The organism is Streptomyces sp. NPDC002619 (assembly GCF_042889305.1).
GTDB lineage: Bacteria > Actinomycetota > Actinomycetes > Streptomycetales > Streptomycetaceae > Streptomyces.
Window position 1 is genome coordinate 57,435 of record NZ_JBIAQV010000027.1, and the last position, 19,843, is coordinate 77,277.

Sequence of the window (19,843 nt, forward strand, 5' to 3'; positions counted from 1 at the left end):
CCGGCATGAGGGTCGGTGCCGTGATCATCACCATGGGCAACCGTCCCGACGAACTGCGCGCGCTGCTCGACTCGGTCGCCAAGCAGGACGGCGACCCGGTCGACGTGGTCGTCGTCGGCAACGGCTCGCCCGTCCCGGACGTCCCCGAGGGCGTACGGACCGTCGAGCTGCCCGAGAACCTGGGCATCCCCGGCGGCCGCAACATCGGCATACAGGCCTTCGGCCCAAGCGGCCGGGACGTCGACATATTGCTCTTCCTCGACGACGACGGGCTCCTCGCCCAGCACGACACCGCCGAGCTGTGCCGCCGGGCCTTCGCCGCGGACCCGCACCTCGGCATCATCAGCTTCCGCATCGCCGACCCGGACACCGGCGAGACCCAGCGCCGGCACGTGCCGCGCCTCAGGGCCGCCGACCCGATGCGCTCCTCCCGGGTCACCACCTTCCTCGGCGGCGCCAACGCCGTCCGCACCCGGGTCTTCGCCGACGTCGGCGGACTGCCGGACGAATTCTTCTACGCCCATGAGGAGACCGACCTGGCCTGGCGCGCCCTCGACGCCGGCTGGATGATCGACTACCGCTCCGACATGGTGCTCTACCACCCGACCACCGCCCCCTCCCGGCACGCGGTCTACCACCGCATGGTCGCCCGCAACCGCGTCTGGCTGGCCCGCCGCAATCTGCCCGCCGCGCTGGTCCCGGTCTATCTCGGGGTCTGGCTGCTGCTGACCCTGCTGCGCCGCCCCTCACGCCCGGCTCTGCAGGCCTGGTTCGGCGGATTCAGGGAGGGCTGGGCCGCTTCCTGCGGACCTCGCCGTCCCATGAAGTGGCGTACGGTGTGGCGGCTGACTCGACTGGGCCGACCCCCGGTGATCTGACAAGCTCGACCATGAGAGGTCGTGCATTTCGAAGAACTAGAAGGCATCTCGAAGACGAATTCGATGACGAAAGATTCACCCGTGAGTGAGACAACGCATGACGCCGGAGTCGCGGTGACCGCGGCCCCGTCGCCCGACGTGGGACTGACGGCCGTACAGCTCGCCGCCAAGTACGGGCTCACCGTGAGCGGCGCCCGGCCCTCGCTCGTCGAGTACGTCCGTCAGCTCTGGGGGCGGCGCCACTTCATCCTCGCCTTCTCCCAGGCGAAGCTGACGGCGCAGTACAGCCAGGCCAAGCTCGGCCAGCTGTGGCAGGTGGCGACCCCCCTGCTGAACGCGGCTGTCTACTACTTCATCTTCGGCGTCATCCTGCACGCCAGTCGGGGCATGTCCCAGGACGTCTACATCCCGTTCCTGGTCACGGGCGTGTTCGTCTTCACCTTCACCCAGAGCTCGATCATGTCGGGTGTGCGGGCCATCTCGGGCAACCTCGGGCTGGTCCGGGCGCTGCACTTCCCGCGCGCCTCACTGCCGATGTCCTTCGCGCTCCAGCAGCTCCAGCAGTTGCTGTTCTCGATGATCGTGATGTTCCTCGTGGTGGTCGGCTTCGGCAGCTACCCCGGGGTGTCCTGGCTGCTGATCGTGCCGATCCTGCTGCTGCAGTTCTTCTTCAACACCGGGCTCGCGCTGATCGTGGCGCGCATGGGCGCCAAGACGCCGGACCTCGCCCAGCTGATGCCCTTCATCCTGCGTACCTGGATGTACACGTCCGGCGTGATGTTCTCCATCAACAAGATGATGGAGAACCGCCCCGAGTGGGCCGTCCGCCTGCTGCAGGTCAATCCGGCCGCCGTCTACATGAACCTGATGCGCTTCGCCCTCATCGACGGCTACGGCGCCTCGAACCTCCCGCCGCACGTCTGGGCCATCGCCCTGTTCTGGGCCGTGGTCGTCTTCTTCGGCGGCTTCGTGTACTTCTGGAAGGCGGAGGAGCGGTACGGCCGTGGCTGAGCAGAACCCCGGGGCGCTCGCCCCCACCGTCATCGCGGACAACCTGCACATCGTCTACCGGGTCAACGGCGCCAGGACCGGCAAGGGCAGTGCCACCGCCGCCCTCAGCCGCATCCTCAAGCGCGATTCCGGCGACACGGCGCGCGGTGTGCGCAAGGTGCACGCCGTACGAGGCGTGTCCTTCGTCGCGTACAAGGGCGAGGCCATCGGGCTGATCGGCTCCAACGGCTCCGGCAAGTCGACGCTCCTGCGGGCCATCGCCGGCCTGCTGCCCGCCGAGAGCGGCAAGGTCTACACCGACGGTCAGCCCTCCCTGCTCGGCGTCAACGCGGCCCTGATGAACGACCTCACGGGCGAACGCAACGTCATCCTGGGCGGCCTCGCCATGGGCATGTCCCGCGAGGAGGTCAGGGAGCGCTACCAGCAGATAGTCGACTTCTCCGGCATCAACGAGAAGGGCGACTTCATCACCCTGCCGATGCGCACCTACTCCTCCGGCATGGCGGCCCGGCTCCGTTTCTCCATCGCCGCGGCCAAGGACCACGACGTCCTCATGATCGACGAAGCACTGGCCACCGGTGACCGCCAGTTCCACAAGCGCTCCGAGGAACGCATCCGTGAGCTGCGCAAGGAGGCCGGCACGGTGTTTCTCGTCAGTCACAACAACAAGTCCATCCGCGACACCTGCAACCGCGTCCTGTGGCTGGAACGCGGCGAACTGCGCATGGACGGACCGACCGAAGAGGTCCTCAAGGAGTACGAGAAGTTCACGGGCAAGTAGCCGTCCGTACCCCAGGGCCCCGCCGGAACCTTTCCGGCGGGGCCCTGCGTCTGCAAAGGAAACGTCAACTCCGCCTTCACTTAGGAATCTTGACGGCAATCGGTGTGTTGTTGTGATGCGCAGGACACCCCGACGGACCTTGCAGCGTTGTACAACGTAAGCTGTACCGGTCCCGGAAAGCGGCAAGTGGGGCGATAATGCGCGACACCCTCCGCCGGTGCCACCCCACGGGCGGCCGGGCGGCGTGTCCGAAATACTGTGTCTTGGATCGGCAGTGTAGAACGGGAGATGTGACGGCAATGGCTACGGAAACTCCCCAGCTCAACGCAGCATGTGCCGTCCTCGCTGCGGGCAGCGCACGGTGACGGGAACCGACACGCCGCGCACCACTGACCCAGAGCGCGGCACGCTCGAGAAGGCCGCGCACGAGAACTTCCCCGTGGCCCCGTTCTTCCTGCCCAAAGCCTGGCGCAACGACCTGATGGCCGTGTACGGCTTCGCGCGCCTCGTCGACGACATCGGCGACGGCGATCTGGCCCCCGGCGGCACCGACGCACGTCTGCTCGGCGTGTCGCCCGAGGAGGCCGAGGACCGGCTGCTCCTGCTCGACGCCTTCGAGGCCGACCTGAACCGGGTCTTCGACGCCACCCCGCACCACCCGATCCTGCGCCGCCTCCAGCCCGTCGTGCGCCGCCGCTCCCTCACCCCCGAGCCCTTCCTCGGCCTGATCGCCGCCAACCGCCAGGACCAGCTCGTCAAGCGCTACGAGACCTACGACGACCTCCTCGCGTACTGCGAACTCTCCGCGAACCCCGTCGGCCGCCTCGTCCTCGCCGTCACCGGCACCTCGACCCCTGAGCGGATCCGCCACTCCGACTCGATCTGCACAGCCCTCCAGATCGTCGAACACCTCCAGGACGTCGCCGAGGACCTCGGCCGCGACCGGATCTATCTGCCCGCCGCGGACATGAAACGCTTTCACGTCCAGGAAACGGATCTCGCCACGAAAACCGCGAGCGCATCGGTGCGCGCCCTGGTTGCATACGAAGCGCAACGCGCCCGCGATCTCCTGAATGAAGGCGCCCCCCTGGTGGGTAGCGTCCACGGCAGGTTGAAGCTGCTGCTTGCGGGGTTCGTGGCAGGGGGAAGGGCGGCGATCCGCGCGATCGCCGCCGCCGAATACGACGTACTTCCCGGCCCGCCCAAGCCCGGCAAGGTCCAGCTGCTGCGCGAGGTGGGCGTGTCCCTGCGAGGAGAGGGGTGATCCGGACCGTGGAGTCGGAACCACACGTGTCCGCACCGGTACTCGCCGCCTACAGCTACTGCGAGGCCGTCACCGGGCAGCAGGCCCGTAACTTCGCGTACGGCATCAGATTGCTGCCGACGCCCAAGCGCCGCGCCATGTCGGCGCTCTACGCCTTCTCCCGGCGCGTCGACGACATCGGCGACGGCACGCTGGCCGACGACGTCAAGCTCACGCGGCTCGAGGACACCCGGGCGCTGCTCACCCGGGTCCGCGACGGCGCGGTCGAGGAGGACGACACCGACCCGGTCGCCGTCGCCCTCGACCACGCCGCCCGGGCGTTCCCGATCCCGCTCGACGGCCTGGACGAGCTCATCGACGGCGTGCAGATGGACGTCCGGGGCGAGACCTACGAGACCTGGGACGACCTGAAGGTCTACTGCCGGTGCGTGGCCGGTGCCATCGGGCGCCTCTCGCTCGGTGTGTTCGGTACGGAAGCGGGAGCTCGCGGCGCCGAGCGCGCGTCCGAGTACGCCGACACCTTGGGCCTCGCGCTGCAGCTCACCAACATCCTCAGGGACGTCCGCGAGGACGCCGAGGGCGGCCGTACCTATCTGCCCGCCGACGATCTCGCCAAGTTCGGCTGCTCGGCCGGGTTCAACGGCCCCACTCCACCGGAGGGCTCCGACTTCGCGGGCCTCGTGCACTTCGAAGTGCGTCGGGCCCGCGCCCTTTTCGCCGAGGGCTACCGGCTCCTTCCCATGCTCGACCGGCGCAGCGGCGCCTGCGTCGCTGCGATGGCCGGCATCTACCGCCGGCTGCTCGACCGCATCGAGCGCGAGCCGGAGGCGGTGCTGCACGGCCGGGTCTCTCTGCCCGGACGCGAGAAGGCGTACGTTGCCGTGCGCGGGCTGTCCGGTCTTGACGCCCGGCATGTGTCCCGGCGGACCGTCAGGAGGCGCGCCTGATGGAGAAGATGGGCCAAGGTGACTCCGCCGGTGAAATGCGGCACGCAACCCTCCGCTCCATGGGGGCGTCCCTGACTGCGACAGCCTGCCGTGCAGCGTTCAACCAGCACGGCCGGCGCGCAGGGGAGGGTGCACGATGACCGACGGCACGCGGCCCGAGCAGTCGCAGCCCGACGCTCCCGGACACACCGGGCGCAGTGCCGTCGTGGTCGGCGGCGGACTGGCCGGGATCACGGCGGCGCTCGCGCTCGCCGACGCGGGCGTCCGTGTCACCCTGCTCGAGGGCAGGCCGAGACTGGGCGGCCTCGCCTTCTCCTTCCAGCGCGGCGAACTGACCGTCGACAACGGCCAGCACGTCTACCTGCGTTGCTGCACCGCCTACCGCTGGTTCCTCGACCGCATCGAGGGCACAGCACTGGCACCGCTGCAGGATCGTCTCGACGTGCCCGTCCTCGACGCCATGAAGCCCGAAGGACGGCGGCTCGGCAGGCTGCGGCGCGACCCGCTGCCCGTACCCCTCCACCTGGGCCGGAGCCTGGCCACGTACCCGCATCTCTCGCTCGCCGAGCGGGCCAGGGTCGGGCGTGCCGCGCTCGCGCTCCAGGGACTCGACCTCGCCGATCCGACCCTGGACTCCCAGGACTTCGGCAGCTGGCTGGCCATGCACGGCCAGTCGGCGCGTGCCGTCGAAGCCCTGTGGGACCTGGTCGGGGTCGCCACCCTCAACGCGGTCGCAGGCGACGCCTCGCTGGGGCTCGCCGCGATGGTGTTCAAGACCGGTCTGCTGTCCGACCCGGGCGCGGCCGACATCGGCTGGGCGCACGTCCCGCTGGGGGAACTGCATGACCGGCTGGCCCGCAAGGCGCTCGACTCCGCGGGCGTCCGTACCGAGGTCCGTACACGCGCCACCTCCGTCTCTATGAACGAGAACGGCCGCTGGAGCGTTCAGGTTCCCGGAGAGACACTCGAAACCGACGCGGTCGTCCTCGCCGTACCCCAGCGCGAGACGCACGACCTGCTGCCGGCCGGCGCCCTGGACGCCCCCGAGCGGCTGCTGGAGATCGGCACCGCGCCGATCCTCAACGTCCATGTCGTCTACGACCGCCAGGTGCTCACCAAACCGTTCTTCGCTGCCCTGGGAACCCCGGTGCAGTGGGTCTTCGACCGCACCGATGCCTCGGGGCTGAAGGACGGCCAGTACCTCGCCCTGTCCCAGTCGGCCGCTCAGGACGACATCGACGCACCGGTCGCCGAGCTGCGCGAGCGCTATCTGCCCGAGCTGGAACGGCTGCTGCCCGCCTCGCGCGACGCCGAGGTGCGGGACTTCTTCGTGACCCGGGAGCGCACGGCGACGTTCGCCCCCACCCCCGGCGTCGGGCGGCTGCGGCCCGGCGCCCGCACCAAGTCACCCGGCCTGTACCTGGCCGGAGCGTGGACCGCCACCGGGTGGCCCGCGACCATGGAGAGTGCGGTCCGCAGTGGAGTGAGCGCGGCCGACGCCGCGCTCGCCGCCCTGGGCCGGCCCCGCCCCCGCCACCTCTTCGAGTTCGAGGAGGCGGCGTGACGCTCGATCAGCAGGCGGCAGGCCCCCGCACCCCCGGTACCGCAACAAGAGGAGAGACTGTGCCCCCTGTGCCCCCGGCCCCCACGGCTTCCGACGCGGTGGACGTGACCGCGCTCCTGGAGCGCGGCCGGACCCTGGCCACACCGGTACTGCGGGCCGCGATCGACCGCCTGGCCCCTCCCATGGACACCGTCGCCGCCTACCACTTCGGCTGGATCGACGCCCAGGGCAACCCGGCGGACGGCGACGGCGGCAAGGCCGTGCGCCCCGCCCTCGCCGTGCTCTCCGCCGAGGTCACCGGCGGCGCCCCCGAGACCGGCATCCCCGGCGCGGTCGCCGTCGAACTGGTCCACAACTTCTCGCTCCTGCACGACGACCTGATGGACGGCGACGAGCAGCGTCGGCACCGCGACACCGTCTGGAAGGTGCACGGCCCCGCCCAGGCGATCCTGGTCGGCGACGCCCTGTTCGCGCTGGCCAACGAGATCCTCCTGGAACTCGGCACCGTCGAGGCCGGCCGGGCCACCCGTCGGCTGACCACCGCCACCCGCGCCCTGATCGACGGTCAGGCGCAGGACATCTCCTACGAGCACCGCGACCGCGTCAGCGTCGCCGAGTGCCTGGAGATGGAGGGCAACAAGACCGGCGCCCTGCTGGCCTGCGCCTCCTCCATCGGCGCGGTGCTCGGCGGCGCGAACGACCGCACCGCCGACACGCTGGAGAAGTACGGCTACCACCTCGGCCTGTCCTTCCAGGCCGTCGACGACCTCCTCGGCATCTGGGGCGACCCGGAGGCCACCGGCAAGCAGACCTGGAGCGATCTGCGCCAGCGCAAGAAGTCCCTGCCGGTCGTGGCCGCGCTCGCGGCGGGCGGCCCCGCCTCCCAGCGGCTCGGCGAGATGCTCGCCGCCGACGCCAAGAGCAGCGACTTCGAGAGCTTCTCCGAGGAGGAGTTCGCGGCCCGCGCCGCCCTCATCGAAGAGGCCGGCGGCCGTGAGTGGACCGCCGAGGAGGCGCGCCGCCAGTACACCCTCGCCATCGGAGCCCTCGACGCCATCGACATGCCCGACCAGGTCCGGGCCTCCTTCACGGCGCTCGCCGACTTCGTCGTCGTAAGAAAGAGATGATCACTATCGGTCGAATAGCCCTCGCGTAGTCGCCGGTCGGTGTCGAGGGATGACGGACACCGGCCGACGGCGGACCCACAGCAGCACGACTCGCACGACTGCACGAAGGGGAAGCCATGACAGCGACGACCGACGGAAGCACCGGGGCCACCCTGCCGCCCCGCGCTGCCTCGGCCACCCGAACCGACCTCACGATCCCCGCGGCGGCCGGGGTGCACGAAGCCGCCGCCCGCGCCGTACAGCGCGCCACCGACTTCCTGCTCTCGAAGCAGGACGCCGAGGGCTGGTGGAAGGGCGACCTCGAGACGAACGTCACGATGGACGCCGAGGACCTGCTCCTGCGTCAGTTCCTGGGCATCCAGGACGAGGCCACGACCCGTGCCTCCGCGCTCTTCGTCCGCGGCGAGCAGCGGGAGGACGGCACCTGGGCCACGTTCTACGGCGGCCCCGGCGAACTCTCCACCACCATCGAGGCGTACGTCGCCCTCCGGCTGGCCGGCGACGAACCCGACGCCCCGCACATGGCGAAGGCCTCCGCCTGGATCCGCGAGCACGGCGGCATCGCCGCCTCCCGTGTGTTCACGCGGATCTGGCTGGCGCTGTTCGGCTGGTGGAAGTGGGAGGACCTGCCCGAACTCCCGCCGGAGCTCATCTACTTCCCGAAGTGGATGCCGCTCAACATCTACGACTTCGGGTGCTGGGCCCGGCAGACCATCGTGCCGCTGACCATCGTCTCGGCGAAGCGGCCGGTGCGTCCCGCGCCCTTCCCGCTCGACGAGCTGCACACCGACCCGGACCGGCCCAACCCGCCCAGGCCCCTTGCGCCCGCGGCCAGTTGGGACGGCGTCTTCCAGCGCCTCGACAAGGCCATGCACCAGGCGCGCAAGGTCATTCCGCGCAAGCTGCGCCGGGCCGCCATGAACTCGGCCGCCCGCTGGATCATCGAGCGGCAGGAGAACGACGGCTGCTGGGGCGGTATCCAGCCGCCGGCCGTGTACTCGGTCATCGCCCTGTACCTGCTCGGCTACGACCTCGAACACCCGGTGATGCGTGAAGGCATGGCGTCGCTGGACCGGTTCGCCGTGTGGCGCGAGGACGGGACCCGGATGATCGAGGCCTGCCAGTCGCCCGTGTGGGACACCTGCCTCGCCACCATCGCGCTCGCCGACGCGGGTGTGCCCGCCGACCATCCGCAACTCGTCAAGGCCGCCGACTGGATGCTGGGCGAGGAGATCGTCCGGCCCGGCGACTGGGCCGTACAACGCCCGCAACTCCCGCCAGGCGGCTGGGCGTTCGAGTTCCACAACGACAACTACCCCGACATCGACGACACCGCCGAGGTGGCCCTCGCGCTGCGTCGCGTCCGGCACCACGACCCGGAGCGGGTGGACCGGGCGATCGGGCGCGGGGTGCGCTGGAACCTCGGGATGCAGTCGAAGAACGGGGGGTGGGGCGCCTTCGACGTCGACAACACCAGCTCGTTCCCCAACCGGCTGCCGTTCTGCGACTTCGGCGAGGTCATCGACCCGCCCTCCGCCGACGTCACCGCGCACGTCGTCGAGATGCTCGCGATCGAGGGACTCTCCCGCGACCCGCGCACCCGGCGCGGCATCACCTGGCTGCTGGCCGAACAGGAGCCGGACGGCTCGTGGTTCGGGCGCTGGGGCGTCAACTACGTCTACGGCACCGGGTCCGTGGTCCCCGCGCTGACCGCCGCAGGGCTGCCCGGCTCGCACCCCGCGATCCGCCGGGCCGTCACCTGGCTGGAGTCCGTGCAGAACGACGACGGCGGCTGGGGCGAGGATCTGCGCTCCTACGACGACGTCAAGGGATGGAGCGGACGCGGCGCCTCCACCGCCTCGCAGACCGCGTGGGCGCTGATGGCGCTGATCGCGGCGGGGGAGAAGGACTCGAAGGCCGTGGAGCGCGGCATCGAGTGGCTCGCCGCCACCCAGCGGGAGGACGGTTCCTGGGACGAGCCCTACTTCACGGGCACCGGTTTCCCCTGGGACTTCTCCATCAACTACCACCTCTACCGGCAGGTCTTCCCGCTGACCGCGCTCGGCCGGTACGTGCACGGCGAACCCTTCACCGAGAAGCCGCGCGCCGAGGCCGAGGGGAGCTGATGAGTACCCAGCCCACCCCGGCCCCGCTGCTGATCGCCTGCGCGCTCGGCATCGAGCACCTCGCCCTGCGCGCGGGCGATCGCGGCGGTGCGCCGGTCACCGTCCAGCGGACCGGTATGGGACCCAAGGCGGCCGACCGCGCCGTCACCCGGCTGCTGGCCGACCCGGCGCTCGCCGGTGCCGCCGTGCTTGCCACCGGCTTCTGCGCGGGACTCGCCCCCGGCATGCACCCCGGCGACCTGGTCGTCGCCGAGGAGACCCGGGACCCGCGCGGCACCGTGCCGTGCGTGGGCACCGAACTGCTCGTCAAGGAGCTCGTGCGCACCTTCCCCGGCCGCACCGTCCACACCGGTCCCCTTACCGGCTCCGACCACGTCGTCCGCGGTCCTGAACGGTCCGACCTGTTCGCGACCGGTGCGATCGCCGTCGACATGGAGTCGGCGGCCACGCTCCTGAGCGCCGTACGGGCGGGCGAGCGCCCTGTTGCGGCCGTACGGGTGGTCGTCGACGCTCCAGAACATGAACTCGTCCGGATCGGCACGGTGCGCGGTGGAATATCGGCCTTCCGCGTCCTTCGGTCCGTCCTTCCCGCCTTTTTCGAATGGCACCGTTCTTTGCTGCTCCCCCGGAGGTGAGCCAGATGGCCATGCCGCTGCGCCAGTCCATCAAGGTCGCTACATACCTGGCTGAACAGAAGATCCGCAGGCGTGACAAGTTCCCGCTCATCGTCGAGCTGGAACCGCTCTTCGCCTGCAACCTCAAGTGCGAGGGCTGCGGCAAGATCCAGCACCCGGCCGGAGTGCTCAAGCAGCGCATGCCGGTCGCCCAGGCCGTGGGGGCGGTGCTCGAATCCGGTGCGCCGATGGTCTCCATCGCCGGCGGCGAGCCCCTGATGCACCCTCAGATCGACGAGATTGTGCGGCAGTTGGTGGCGAAGCGGAAGTACGTCTTCCTGTGCACCAACGCCATGCTGCTGCGCAAGAAGATGGACAAGTTCACGCCCTCCCCCTATTTCGCTTTCGCGGTGCACATCGACGGGCTGCGCGAGCGGCACGACGAGTCCGTTGCGAAGGAGGGTGTGTTCGACGAGGCCGTGGCGGCCATCAAGGAGGCCAAGCGGCGCGGCTTCCGGGTGACCACCAACTCGACCTTCTTCAACACGGACACTCCGCAGACCATCATCGAGGTGCTCAACTTCCTCAACGACGACCTCCAGGTCGACGAGATGATGATCTCGCCCGCCTACGCCTACGAGAAGGCGCCCGACCAGGAGCACTTCCTGGGCGTGGAGCAGACCCGCGAGCTGTTCAAGAAGGCCTTCGGCGGCGGCAACAGGGCGCGCTGGCGGCTCAACCACTCCCCGCTGTTCCTCGACTTCCTCGAGGGCAAGGTCGACTTCCCGTGCACCGCCTGGGCGATCCCGAACTACTCGCTCTTCGGCTGGCAGCGCCCCTGCTACCTGATGAGCGACGGCTATGTGCCGACGTACCGCGAACTCATCGAGGAGACCGACTGGGACAAGTACGGCCGAGGCAAGGACCCGCGCTGCGCCAACTGCATGGCGCACTGCGGCTACGAGCCCACCGCCGTCCTCGCCACCATGGGTTCCCTCAAGGAGTCGCTGCGCGCCATGCGCGAGACCGTCGCTGGAAACCGGGAGTGACGTCATGACCGCCATTCCCTTGGGTGTCCCCGAGGTACCGGCCCGGCCGATCGCGGAGCGGCGTATGTCGCGGCAGATCAACGTCGGGCCGGTGGCGGTCGGGGGCGGGGCGCCGGTGTCGGTGCAGTCGATGACGACGACGCGTACGTCCGACATCGGGGCCACGCTCCAGCAGATCGCCGAACTCACCGCGTCCGGCTGCCAGATCGTGCGCGTGGCCTGCCCCACCCAGGACGACGCCGACGCGCTTGCGACCATCGCCAGGAAGTCGCAGATCCCGGTGATCGCGGACATCCACTTCCAGCCCAAGTACGTGTTCGCGGCCATCGAGGCCGGGTGCGCGGCCGTACGCGTGAATCCCGGCAACATCAAGAAGTTCGACGACCAGGTGAAGGAGATCGCGCGCGCCGCCAAGGACCACGGCACGCCGATCCGGATCGGGGTCAACGCCGGTTCCCTGGACCGCCGTCTGCTGCAGAAGTACGGCAAGGCCACCCCGGAAGCGCTGGTGGAGAGCGCGTTGTGGGAGGCGTCCCTCTTCGAGGAGCACGACTTCCGGGACATCAAGATCTCGGTCAAGCACAACGACCCGGTCGTGATGATCGAGGCGTACCGGCAGCTGGCCGCCCAGTGCGAGTACCCGCTGCACCTGGGGGTGACGGAGGCGGGCCCGGCGTTCCAGGGCACGATCAAGTCGGCCGTCGCCTTCGGCGCGCTGCTCTCGCAGGGCATCGGCGACACGATCAGGGTCTCGCTCAGTGCCCCGCCCGCCGAGGAGGTCAAGGTCGGCATCCAGATCCTGGAGTCGCTGAACCTCAGGCAGCGTCGGCTGGAGATCGTGTCGTGCCCGTCCTGCGGGCGCGCCCAGGTCGACGTGTACAAGCTGGCCGACGAGGTCACGGCCGGGCTCGAGGGCATGGAAGTGCCCCTGCGCGTCGCGGTGATGGGGTGTGTGGTCAACGGCCCCGGTGAGGCGCGGGAGGCCGACCTGGGGGTCGCCTCCGGCAACGGGAAGGGCCAGATCTTCGTGAAGGGCGAGGTCATCAAGACCGTCCCCGAGTCGAAGATCGTGGAGACCCTCATCGAGGAGGCGATGAAGATCGCCGAGCAGATGGAGCAGGACGGCGTCGGGTCGGGAGAGCCGGCCGTCACCGTGAGTTGAGCAGCACGGACCGAGAGGGGGCCCGAAGTGACCATTCTGGAGAACATCCGGGGACCACGCGACCTGAAGGCGCTGTCCGAGTCGGAACTCGGTGAACTGTCCGAAGAAATCCGCGAGTTCCTGGTGCACGCGGTGGCCAGGACCGGCGGTCACCTCGGGCCCAATCTGGGCGTGGTGGAACTCACCGTCGCGCTCCATCGGGTCTTCGAGTCACCGGTCGACCGCATCCTGTGGGACACCGGCCACCAGAGCTATGTGCACAAGCTGCTGACGGGCCGTCAGGATTTCTCCAAGCTGCGCGGCAAGGGCGGCCTGTCCGGCTACCCCTCGCGCGAGGAGTCCGAGCACGACGTCATCGAGAACAGCCACGCCTCCACCGCGCTCGGCTGGGCCGACGGCCTGGCCAAGGCCCGCCAGGTACAGGGGGAGAAGGGCCATGTGGTCGCGGTCATCGGCGACGGCGCGCTCACCGGCGGCATGGCCTGGGAGGCGCTGAACAACATCGCCGCCGCCAAGGACCGGCCGCTGATCATCGTCGTCAACGACAACGAGCGCTCCTACGCGCCGACCATAGGGGGCCTCGCCAACCACCTGGCCACCCTGCGCACGACCGACGGCTACGAGAAGGTCCTGGCGTGGGGCAAGGAGGTCCTGCAGCGCACGCCGGTCGTAGGCAACACCCTCTACGAGTCCCTGCACGGAGCGAAGAAGGGCTTCAAGGACGCGTTCGCCCCGCAGGGCATGTTCGAGGACCTGGGCCTGAAGTACGTCGGCCCGATCGACGGACACGACATCCGGGCCGTCGAGTCGGCGCTGCGCCGCGCGAAACGCTTTCACGGGCCGGTCCTCGTCCACTGCCTCACGGAGAAGGGCCGCGGCTACGAACCCGCCCTCGCCCACGAGGAGGACCACTTCCACACCGTCGGCGTGATGGACCCCCTCACCTGCGAGCCCCTCGCGCCGGCCGGGGCGCCGTCCTGGACGTCGGTTTTCGGCGAGGAGATCGTCCGCATCGGGGAGGAGCGGGACGACATCGTCGCGATCACCGCGGCCATGCTGCACCCGGTGGGTCTCGGCAAGTTCGCCGAGCGCTTCCCCGACCGTGTGTGGGACGTCGGCATCGCCGAGCAGCACGCGGCGGTGTCGGCGGCAGGCCTGGCCACCGGCGGCCTCCATCCGGTCGTCGCCGTCTACGCCACCTTCCTCAACCGCGCCTTCGACCAGCTCCTGATGGACGTGGCCCTGCACCGCTGCGGAGTCACCTTCGTCCTGGACCGGGCGGGCGTCACCGGCGTCGACGGCGCCTCCCACAACGGCATGTGGGACATGTCCGTCCTCCAGGTCGTGCCCGGCCTCAGGATCGCCGCACCGCGCGACGCCGACCAGCTGCGCGCCCAGCTGCGCGAGGCCGTCGCCGTCGACGACGCGCCCACGCTGATCCGCTTCCCCAAGGAGTCGGTCGGCCCGGAGATCCCGGCCATCGACCACGTCGGCGGCATGGACGTGCTGCACCGGGCCGAGCGCCCCGAGGTCCTGCTGGTCGCCGTCGGCGTGATGGCACCGGTATGCCTCCAGGCTGCTGACCTTCTTGAGGCCCGCGGCATCAACTGCACGATCGTCGACCCCCGTTGGGTCAAACCCGTCGATGCGGCGCTGCCCGGCCTCGCCGCCGAACACCGCCTGGTGGCCGTCGTCGAGGACAACAGCCGCGCGTCCGGGGTCGGCGCCGCCGTGGCCCTCGCCCTCGGTGACGCCGACGTCGACGTGCCCGTACGGCGCTTCGGCATCCCGGAGCAGTTCCTCGCCCACGCCAAGCGCGACGAGGTGTTGGCCGACATCGGCCTCACGCCCGTCGAGGTCGCCGGACGGATCGGCGCGAGCCTGGCCGTCCAGGACGCGGGCGGCACAGTCAAGGAGAAAGAATGAGCACGGAGTTCGACCTCGGCGCCCTCCTCGCCGAGCGCGGAGCCGAGCGCTACGAGCTGCACGCGAAACACCTGAACCACCAGCTCCCGCGCATGCTGCACACCATCGGCTTCGACAAGGTCTACGAGCGGGCCGAGGGCGCCCACTTCTGGGACGCGGACGGCAACGACTACCTGGACATGCTCGCCGGGTTCGGGGTGATGGGCCTGGGCCGCCACCACCCCGTCGTCCGCAAAGCGCTGCACGACGTCCTCGACGCCCAGCTCGCCGACCTCACCCGCTTCGACTGCCAGCCGCTGCCCGGGCTGCTGGCCGAGAAGCTGCTCACGCACAGCCCGCACCTGGACCGGGTGTTCTTCGGCAACAGTGGTACGGAGGCCGTGGAGACTGCGCTCAAGTTCGCCCGGTTCGCCACCGGCCGGCCGCGGATCCTGTACTGCGAGCACGCGTTCCACGGCCTGACCACCGGCTCCCTCTCGGTGAACGGCGAGAGCGGCTTCCGGGACGGCTTCGCCCCGCTGCTGCCCGACACGGCCGTACCGCTCGGTGATCTCGACGCCCTGGCCCGGGAGTTGAAGAAGGGCGACGTGGCCGCCCTGGTCGTCGAGCCGATCCAGGGCAAGGGCGTGCACGAGACACCGCCCGGCTATCTGCGCGCCGCCCAGGAGCTGCTGCACCAGAACAAGGCGCTGCTCATCGCGGACGAGGTACAGACGGGTCTCGGCCGGACCGGCGACTTCTACGCCTACCAGCACGAGGACGGCGTCGAACCGGACCTCGTGTGCGTGGCCAAGGCCCTGTCCGGCGGCTATGTCCCGGTCGGTGCGACCCTCGGCAAGGACTGGATCTTCAAGAAGGTCTACTCGTCCATGGACCGGGTCCTGGTCCACTCGGCGAGCTTCGGCTCCAATGCGCAGGCGATGGCCGCCGGTCTCGCCGTGCTGTCGGTCATGGAGAACGAGCAGACCGTCGCCCATGTCCGGGCCACGGGCGACCTGCTGAAGTCCCGGCTCACGGCACTGATCGACAAGTACGAGCTGCTCGCCGACGTCCGTGGCCGGGGCCTGATGATCGGCATCGAGTTCGGCAGGCCCAGCTCGCTGAAACTGCGCAGCCGCTGGACCATGCTCCAGGCGGCCCGCAAGGGACTGTTCGCGCAGATGGTGGTCGTGCCCCTGCTGCAGCGGCACCGGATCCTCACCCAGGTCTCCGGCGACCATCTGGAAGTGATCAAGCTGATCCCGCCGCTGGTCGTCGATGAGGCCGACGTGGACCGGTTCGTGGACGCCTTCACCGATGTGATGGACGACGCGCACCACGGCGGCGGGCTGATGTGGGACTTCGGCAAGACGCTGATCAAGCAAGCGGTCGCCAACCGGTGATCAGCAGCCGAGAGCTTTGCCTCTGAGGCAAGAAAATTGCCCCAGGGGCAAATCTGGGGCTGAATGGAGGCATGAGCTCCTCCGAAGCCAGGGCCCTGCCCGGCCCCGGCGACGACCTGCCCGCCGTGGCCCCGCAGCTCCGTTCGCTGCGCCGCCGCGCCGGCCTCACCCTCGAGGCGGCGGCCCGCTCCGCCGGCCTGTCGCCCGCCCACCTCTCCCGGCTGGAGACGGGGCAGCGCCAGCCCTCACTGCCGATGCTGCTCGCGCTCGCCCGTATCTACGGTACGACCGTCTCGGAGCTGCTCGGCGAGACGGTCGCCGACCGGGACGCCATCGTGCGCGCCGCCGACATGGAGCCGACCCGGGCGGGCGGCTGGACGTACTGGCAGGCCGGCGCGCCCGGCCGCGGGATGCAGGCCTTGCGCGTCCGCGTGCCTCACGGCTCGCAGGGCGACATCGTGCGCGTACACCCCGGCGAGGAATGGCTGTACGTCCTCACAGGGCGGCTGCGACTGCGCCTCGGGGACGCGGTGCACCTGCTCGCGCCCGGCGACAGCGCGCACTTCGACTCGCTGACCCCGCACCGCCTCGCCGCCGAGGACCACGACGGGGTCGAGCTCCTGTTCGTCCACACCCTGCTGCAGAGTCCCACGGCCGCGCTGTGCCTGGGCCCCATCACTGGAGAGCTGCCATGACCGACATGGAGGAGAAGTTCCCGCGGTCCCTGTGGATCCGGCTGATCATCTACATCGCCGTCGGCCACGTCTTCGCGGCCTTCCTCTATCTGCTGTTCGCGCTGGGCGGCAAGGGGTGAGGGCGGTCAGTCGAGCAGACGCGCGCGCAGCTGCTCCCGAGTCCCCGGGGTGAGCCCGAGGCCCCGCTCCAGATAGCCGTCGACACCGCCCCACGCCTCGTCCACGGTCTCCAGCGCTGCCGTCAGATACTCGGCGCGGGCGTCGAAGAGGGGACTGAGCAGCTCCATGACCTCGGGGGAGTAGCCCGCGGTCGAGGTGCTGCTGCGGTGCACCTTGTAGCGGCGGTGCGTGGCGTTCGACTCCAGGTAGTCCGCGAGGATGGCGTCCCGCTCCACGCCGAGGGCGAGGAGGGTCACGGCTATGGACACACCCGCGCGGTCCTTGCCCGCCGCGCAGTGCATCAGCGCCGGGACGCTGTCCTCGGCGAGCGCGTGCAGCACCCGGGAGTGCTCGGCGGTGCGCTGACTGAGGATCGTCCGGTAGGAGGTGATCATCCGGCTCGCGGCCTTGCCCTCGCCGAGGATCTCGCGCAGCTGGTCGATCTCGCCGTCGCGGACCATCTTCCAGAACTCGGCGCCGTCCGCCGGGTCGCTCAGCGGCAGGTTCACGTTCCGCACGCCGGGCAGCTCGACGTCCGGGCCCTCCAGCTTCTGGTCTGCCGCGTTGCGGAAGTCGAAGATCGTGTGCAGGCCCAGACCCGACAGGAACGCGGCGTCCTCATCGGTCGCGTGTGCCAGATGGCCGCTGCGGAACAGCACGCCGTACCGCACCCGCCGGCCGTCCACGGTCGGCAGGCCGCCCACGTCACGGAAGTTGCGCACACCGGCCAGCTCGGGCTCGGTCGACGGGACCTGCTGCGTCACGGGGGCTCCTCCCGATAGGGACCCGCCGACGTTGCTCGTCGACGGGCACGCTGTCGACGATACGACATGGGTTTCCCCGGGCAATGAGTTGTCCACAGGCGTTGCCACCAGGCCCCGCCGCCCTTGATGATGTTGGTGATTGAGCGGATCTGTTGGCACCTGTGAGGGCTTGATGGTGGATATCGCCGAGAACGGCCGGACCTGGCTCCTGAGCGGGCCCACGAGTAGTTACGCGCTGCACCTCACGGACGGCGACGAGCTGCTCCACCTCCACTGGGGCCCGCGCATCGCGCTCGCCGACGCCGAGGCCCTCGCGGTGGACCCGCTGCCGGGCTACTGGCCCTTCGAGTCCCCGCTCGACGGACGCGAGGAGTATCCCGTCGAGGGCGGCCCCCGCTTCGTCCGGCCCGCCCTGTCCGTGCGCACCGACGAACGGCGCGGCACCGAGTGGACCTTCGAGGCGTACGACACCGAGGGCGACGAACTGCGGCTGCGTTTCCGTGACGCGGGGCTGGCCGTCACGCTGCACTATCGGATGCGCGGCGACATCGTGGAGCGCTGGGTCACCCTGGACAACGAGGGCCCCGCGCGCGTCGAGCTGCTCCGAGCCGACGCGGCGACCTGGACCCTGCCCGACCGCGACGGCTGGCGGCTCTCCCAGCTGCACGGCCGCTGGGCCGCCGAGTCCCGGCTGGTGACCGCGCCGCTCACCTACGGCGACAAGGTCATCGGCAGCCGCCGCGGCCACACCGGACACCAGCACCTACCCTGGGTCGCGCTCGACACGGACGCCACCGAGGAGCACGGCGAGGTGTACGGCTGCGCGCTGGGCTGGTCGGGGTCCTGGCGGATCGCGGTCGCCCAACTCCCGGACGCGCGCGTGCAGATCACCGGCGGCGCCGGCTACGACGACTCGGGCCTGCTGATGCTGGCGGCGGGGGAGTCGTACACCACCCCCGTCTTCGCCGGCCTGTGGAGCGACGGTGGCTTCGGCGGCGCGAGCCGCGCCTGGCACGCCTACCAGATGGCGTACGTCATCCCGGACGCGGACCGGGACCGGCCCGTGCTGTTCAACTCCTGGGAGGCCACGAACTTCGACATCTCCGAGGAGCAGCAGACCGCGCTCGCCCGGCGCGCGGCGGCGATCGGCATCGAGCTGTTCGTCGTGGACGACGGCTGGTTCGGCGCCCGCACCAGCGACCGGGCCGGACTCGGCGACTGGACGCCCAACCCCGACCGCTTCCCGCAGGGCCTCAAGCCGCTCGCCGACCAGGTGCACGGCCTCGGGATGCAGTTCGGCATCTGGGTAGAGCCCGAGATGGTCAACCCGGACAGCGAGCTGTACCGGGCGCACCCCGACTGGGTGCAGTACCAAGTCGGGCGAAAGCGGACGGAAATGCGCAATCAGCTCGTCCTCAATCTCGCCCGCGAGGACGTCCAGGAGTACCTCTGGGAGCAGCTCGACGCGCTGCTTTCCAGCGCCCCGATCGACTATGTGAAGTGGGATTTCAACCGCTGCTTCACCGACGCGGGCTGGCCCGGCGAGGCGTACCCGCAGCGCCTGTGGGTCGATCACGTCCGCGCTCTGTATGCCCTGTTGGACCGGTTGAGGGTGGCCCACCCCGGAGTCGCGTTCGAGTCCTGCTCGGGTGGCGGCGGCCGGATCGACCTCGGCGTGACGAGCCGTACGGACCAGGTGTGGACCTCGGACAACACCGATCCGCTTGACCGGCTCGCCATCCAGCACGGCTTCAGCCAGATCCATCCCGCACGGATCATGGCCGCCTGGGTCACCGACAGCCCGAACACCCAGCTCAACGGGCGGGTCAGCTCCCTGCGCTTCCGCTTCGTGAGCGCCATGGCCGGTGTCCTCGGAGTCGGCGGCGACCTCATGGAGTGGACCGAGGAGGAGCTGGCCGAGGCCCGTGAGTGGGTGGAGCTCTACAAGGAGATCCGGCCGGTCGTCCAGCACGGCGAGCTGTACCGGCTGCGGCCCCCGGAGGGCGGGCTGAGCGCGGTGCAGTACGTGCGCGGGGACGAGACGGTCGTCCTCGCCTGGCTCCAGGCCCAGCGCTACGGCGAGCCGGTCCCGGTGCTGCGTCTGCGCGGACTCGATCCCACCGCGTCGTACGAATGCCGCGAAACGGGCGAAGTGCACCGAGGTGCCGTACTTCTGCATCACGGACTCCGTGTCGGACTGCGTGGTGACCTGGATGCGGCAGTCATCCGCCTATGCCGCATCTGAGGTATATGTCCGAATTTCAGCCTTTGTTCAAACTCGCTCCGGAATGTCGGGACGTGGATAAGGTGCGCGTGAGGAGGGTCATATCAGTGACCGTGCGTCGCTGGTCATGCTCACGTAATCGGATTGCGTTTCCCGGGAATTGACGTGGG

Annotated in this window: 18 protein-coding genes; 17 read left to right on the forward strand and 1 reads right to left on the reverse strand. The window is 69.9% G+C overall.

What is annotated here, in order from left to right; all coding sequences use genetic code 11:
- Window positions 1–5 precede the first annotated feature (5 nt).
- The 16 genes from ACFYXB_RS31600 to ACFYXB_RS31675 all read left to right on the forward strand — a co-directional run bounded on the left by ACFYXB_RS31600 (window position 6) and on the right by ACFYXB_RS31675 (window position 16,645).
- Complete coding sequence (locus ACFYXB_RS31600) at window positions 6–878, forward strand: glycosyltransferase family 2 protein (protein ID WP_389588117.1); 873 nt, start codon at window positions 6–8, stop codon at window positions 876–878.
- Between the two features lie 81 nt (window positions 879–959).
- Entirely contained in the window at window positions 960–1,889 is a 930-nt protein-coding gene (locus ACFYXB_RS31605) for an ABC transporter permease (protein WP_389588119.1), read from the forward strand.
- Complete coding sequence (locus tag ACFYXB_RS31610) at window positions 1,882–2,670, forward strand: ABC transporter ATP-binding protein (RefSeq protein ID WP_389588121.1); 789 nt, start codon at window positions 1,882–1,884, stop codon at window positions 2,668–2,670. Before ACFYXB_RS31605 ends, ACFYXB_RS31610 begins: the two co-directional genes overlap by 8 nt.
- A gap of 361 nt (window positions 2,671–3,031) precedes the next feature.
- Window positions 3,032–3,934 carry a squalene synthase HpnC gene (gene hpnC / locus ACFYXB_RS31615; protein ID WP_389588123.1) on the forward strand — a complete coding sequence of 301 codons (903 nt, stop codon included), beginning with the start codon at window positions 3,032–3,034 and terminating at the stop codon, window positions 3,932–3,934.
- Window positions 3,931–4,881 carry a presqualene diphosphate synthase HpnD gene (gene hpnD, locus ACFYXB_RS31620; protein WP_389588125.1) on the forward strand — a complete coding sequence of 317 codons (951 nt, stop codon included), beginning with the start codon at window positions 3,931–3,933 and terminating at the stop codon, window positions 4,879–4,881. Before hpnC ends, hpnD begins: the two co-directional genes overlap by 4 nt.
- A gap of 59 nt (window positions 4,882–4,940) precedes the next feature.
- Window positions 4,941–5,021 carry a DUF6380 family protein gene (locus ACFYXB_RS31625; protein ID WP_389588201.1) on the forward strand — a complete coding sequence of 27 codons (81 nt, stop codon included), beginning with the start codon at window positions 4,941–4,943 and terminating at the stop codon, window positions 5,019–5,021.
- Entirely contained in the window at window positions 5,018–6,445 is a 1,428-nt protein-coding gene (gene hpnE / locus ACFYXB_RS31630; RefSeq protein WP_389588127.1) for a hydroxysqualene dehydroxylase HpnE, read from the forward strand. Before ACFYXB_RS31625 ends, hpnE begins: the two co-directional genes overlap by 4 nt.
- The gene (locus tag ACFYXB_RS31635) at window positions 6,442–7,572 is read left to right on the forward strand and encodes a polyprenyl synthetase family protein (protein ID WP_389588129.1); all 1,131 of its coding nucleotides are present in this window, start codon (window positions 6,442–6,444) and stop codon (window positions 7,570–7,572) included. Before hpnE ends, ACFYXB_RS31635 begins: the two co-directional genes overlap by 4 nt.
- A gap of 116 nt (window positions 7,573–7,688) precedes the next feature.
- Window positions 7,689–9,698 (forward strand): squalene--hopene cyclase, encoded by a 2,010-nt coding sequence (gene shc, locus ACFYXB_RS31640; RefSeq protein WP_389588131.1) that lies wholly within the window; start codon window positions 7,689–7,691, stop codon window positions 9,696–9,698.
- Complete coding sequence (locus ACFYXB_RS31645; protein ID WP_389588133.1) at window positions 9,698–10,333, forward strand: 1-hydroxy-2-methyl-2-butenyl 4-diphosphate reductase; 636 nt, start codon at window positions 9,698–9,700, stop codon at window positions 10,331–10,333. Before shc ends, ACFYXB_RS31645 begins: the two co-directional genes overlap by 1 nt.
- Window positions 10,334–10,338: 5 nt before the next feature.
- Entirely contained in the window at window positions 10,339–11,361 is a 1,023-nt protein-coding gene (gene hpnH, locus ACFYXB_RS31650; protein WP_351354368.1) for an adenosyl-hopene transferase HpnH, read from the forward strand.
- A gap of 4 nt (window positions 11,362–11,365) precedes the next feature.
- Entirely contained in the window at window positions 11,366–12,523 is a 1,158-nt protein-coding gene (ispG, locus tag ACFYXB_RS31655) for a flavodoxin-dependent (E)-4-hydroxy-3-methylbut-2-enyl-diphosphate synthase (RefSeq protein ID WP_389588134.1), read from the forward strand.
- Window positions 12,524–12,550: 27 nt separating this feature from the next.
- Entirely contained in the window at window positions 12,551–14,449 is a 1,899-nt protein-coding gene (gene dxs / locus ACFYXB_RS31660; protein ID WP_389588136.1) for a 1-deoxy-D-xylulose-5-phosphate synthase, read from the forward strand.
- Window positions 14,446–15,831 carry an aspartate aminotransferase family protein gene (locus ACFYXB_RS31665; RefSeq protein ID WP_389588138.1) on the forward strand — a complete coding sequence of 462 codons (1,386 nt, stop codon included), beginning with the start codon at window positions 14,446–14,448 and terminating at the stop codon, window positions 15,829–15,831. The genes dxs and ACFYXB_RS31665 overlap by 4 nt, the downstream gene beginning before the upstream one ends.
- Before the next feature lie 71 nt (window positions 15,832–15,902).
- Window positions 15,903–16,526, forward strand: a complete 624-nt coding sequence (locus ACFYXB_RS31670) for a helix-turn-helix domain-containing protein (RefSeq protein WP_388503473.1) — start codon at window positions 15,903–15,905, stop codon at window positions 16,524–16,526.
- Entirely contained in the window at window positions 16,523–16,645 is a 123-nt protein-coding gene (locus tag ACFYXB_RS31675; RefSeq protein WP_351354383.1) for a DUF6126 family protein, read from the forward strand. Before ACFYXB_RS31670 ends, ACFYXB_RS31675 begins: the two co-directional genes overlap by 4 nt.
- Before the next feature lie 6 nt (window positions 16,646–16,651).
- On the opposite strand, the gene ACFYXB_RS31680 is transcribed toward ACFYXB_RS31675, so the two are convergent.
- Window positions 16,652–17,449 carry a tyrosine-protein phosphatase gene (locus ACFYXB_RS31680; protein WP_389588141.1) on the reverse strand — a complete coding sequence of 266 codons (798 nt, stop codon included), beginning with the start codon at window positions 17,447–17,449 and terminating at the stop codon, window positions 16,652–16,654.
- Between the two features lie 172 nt (window positions 17,450–17,621).
- Here ACFYXB_RS31680 and ACFYXB_RS31685 point away from each other — a divergent pair, with 172 nt between their 5' ends.
- Window positions 17,622–19,694, forward strand: a complete 2,073-nt coding sequence (locus ACFYXB_RS31685) for an alpha-galactosidase (protein ID WP_389588142.1) — start codon at window positions 17,622–17,624, stop codon at window positions 19,692–19,694.
- The last annotated feature ends 149 nt before the right edge of the window (window positions 19,695–19,843 follow it).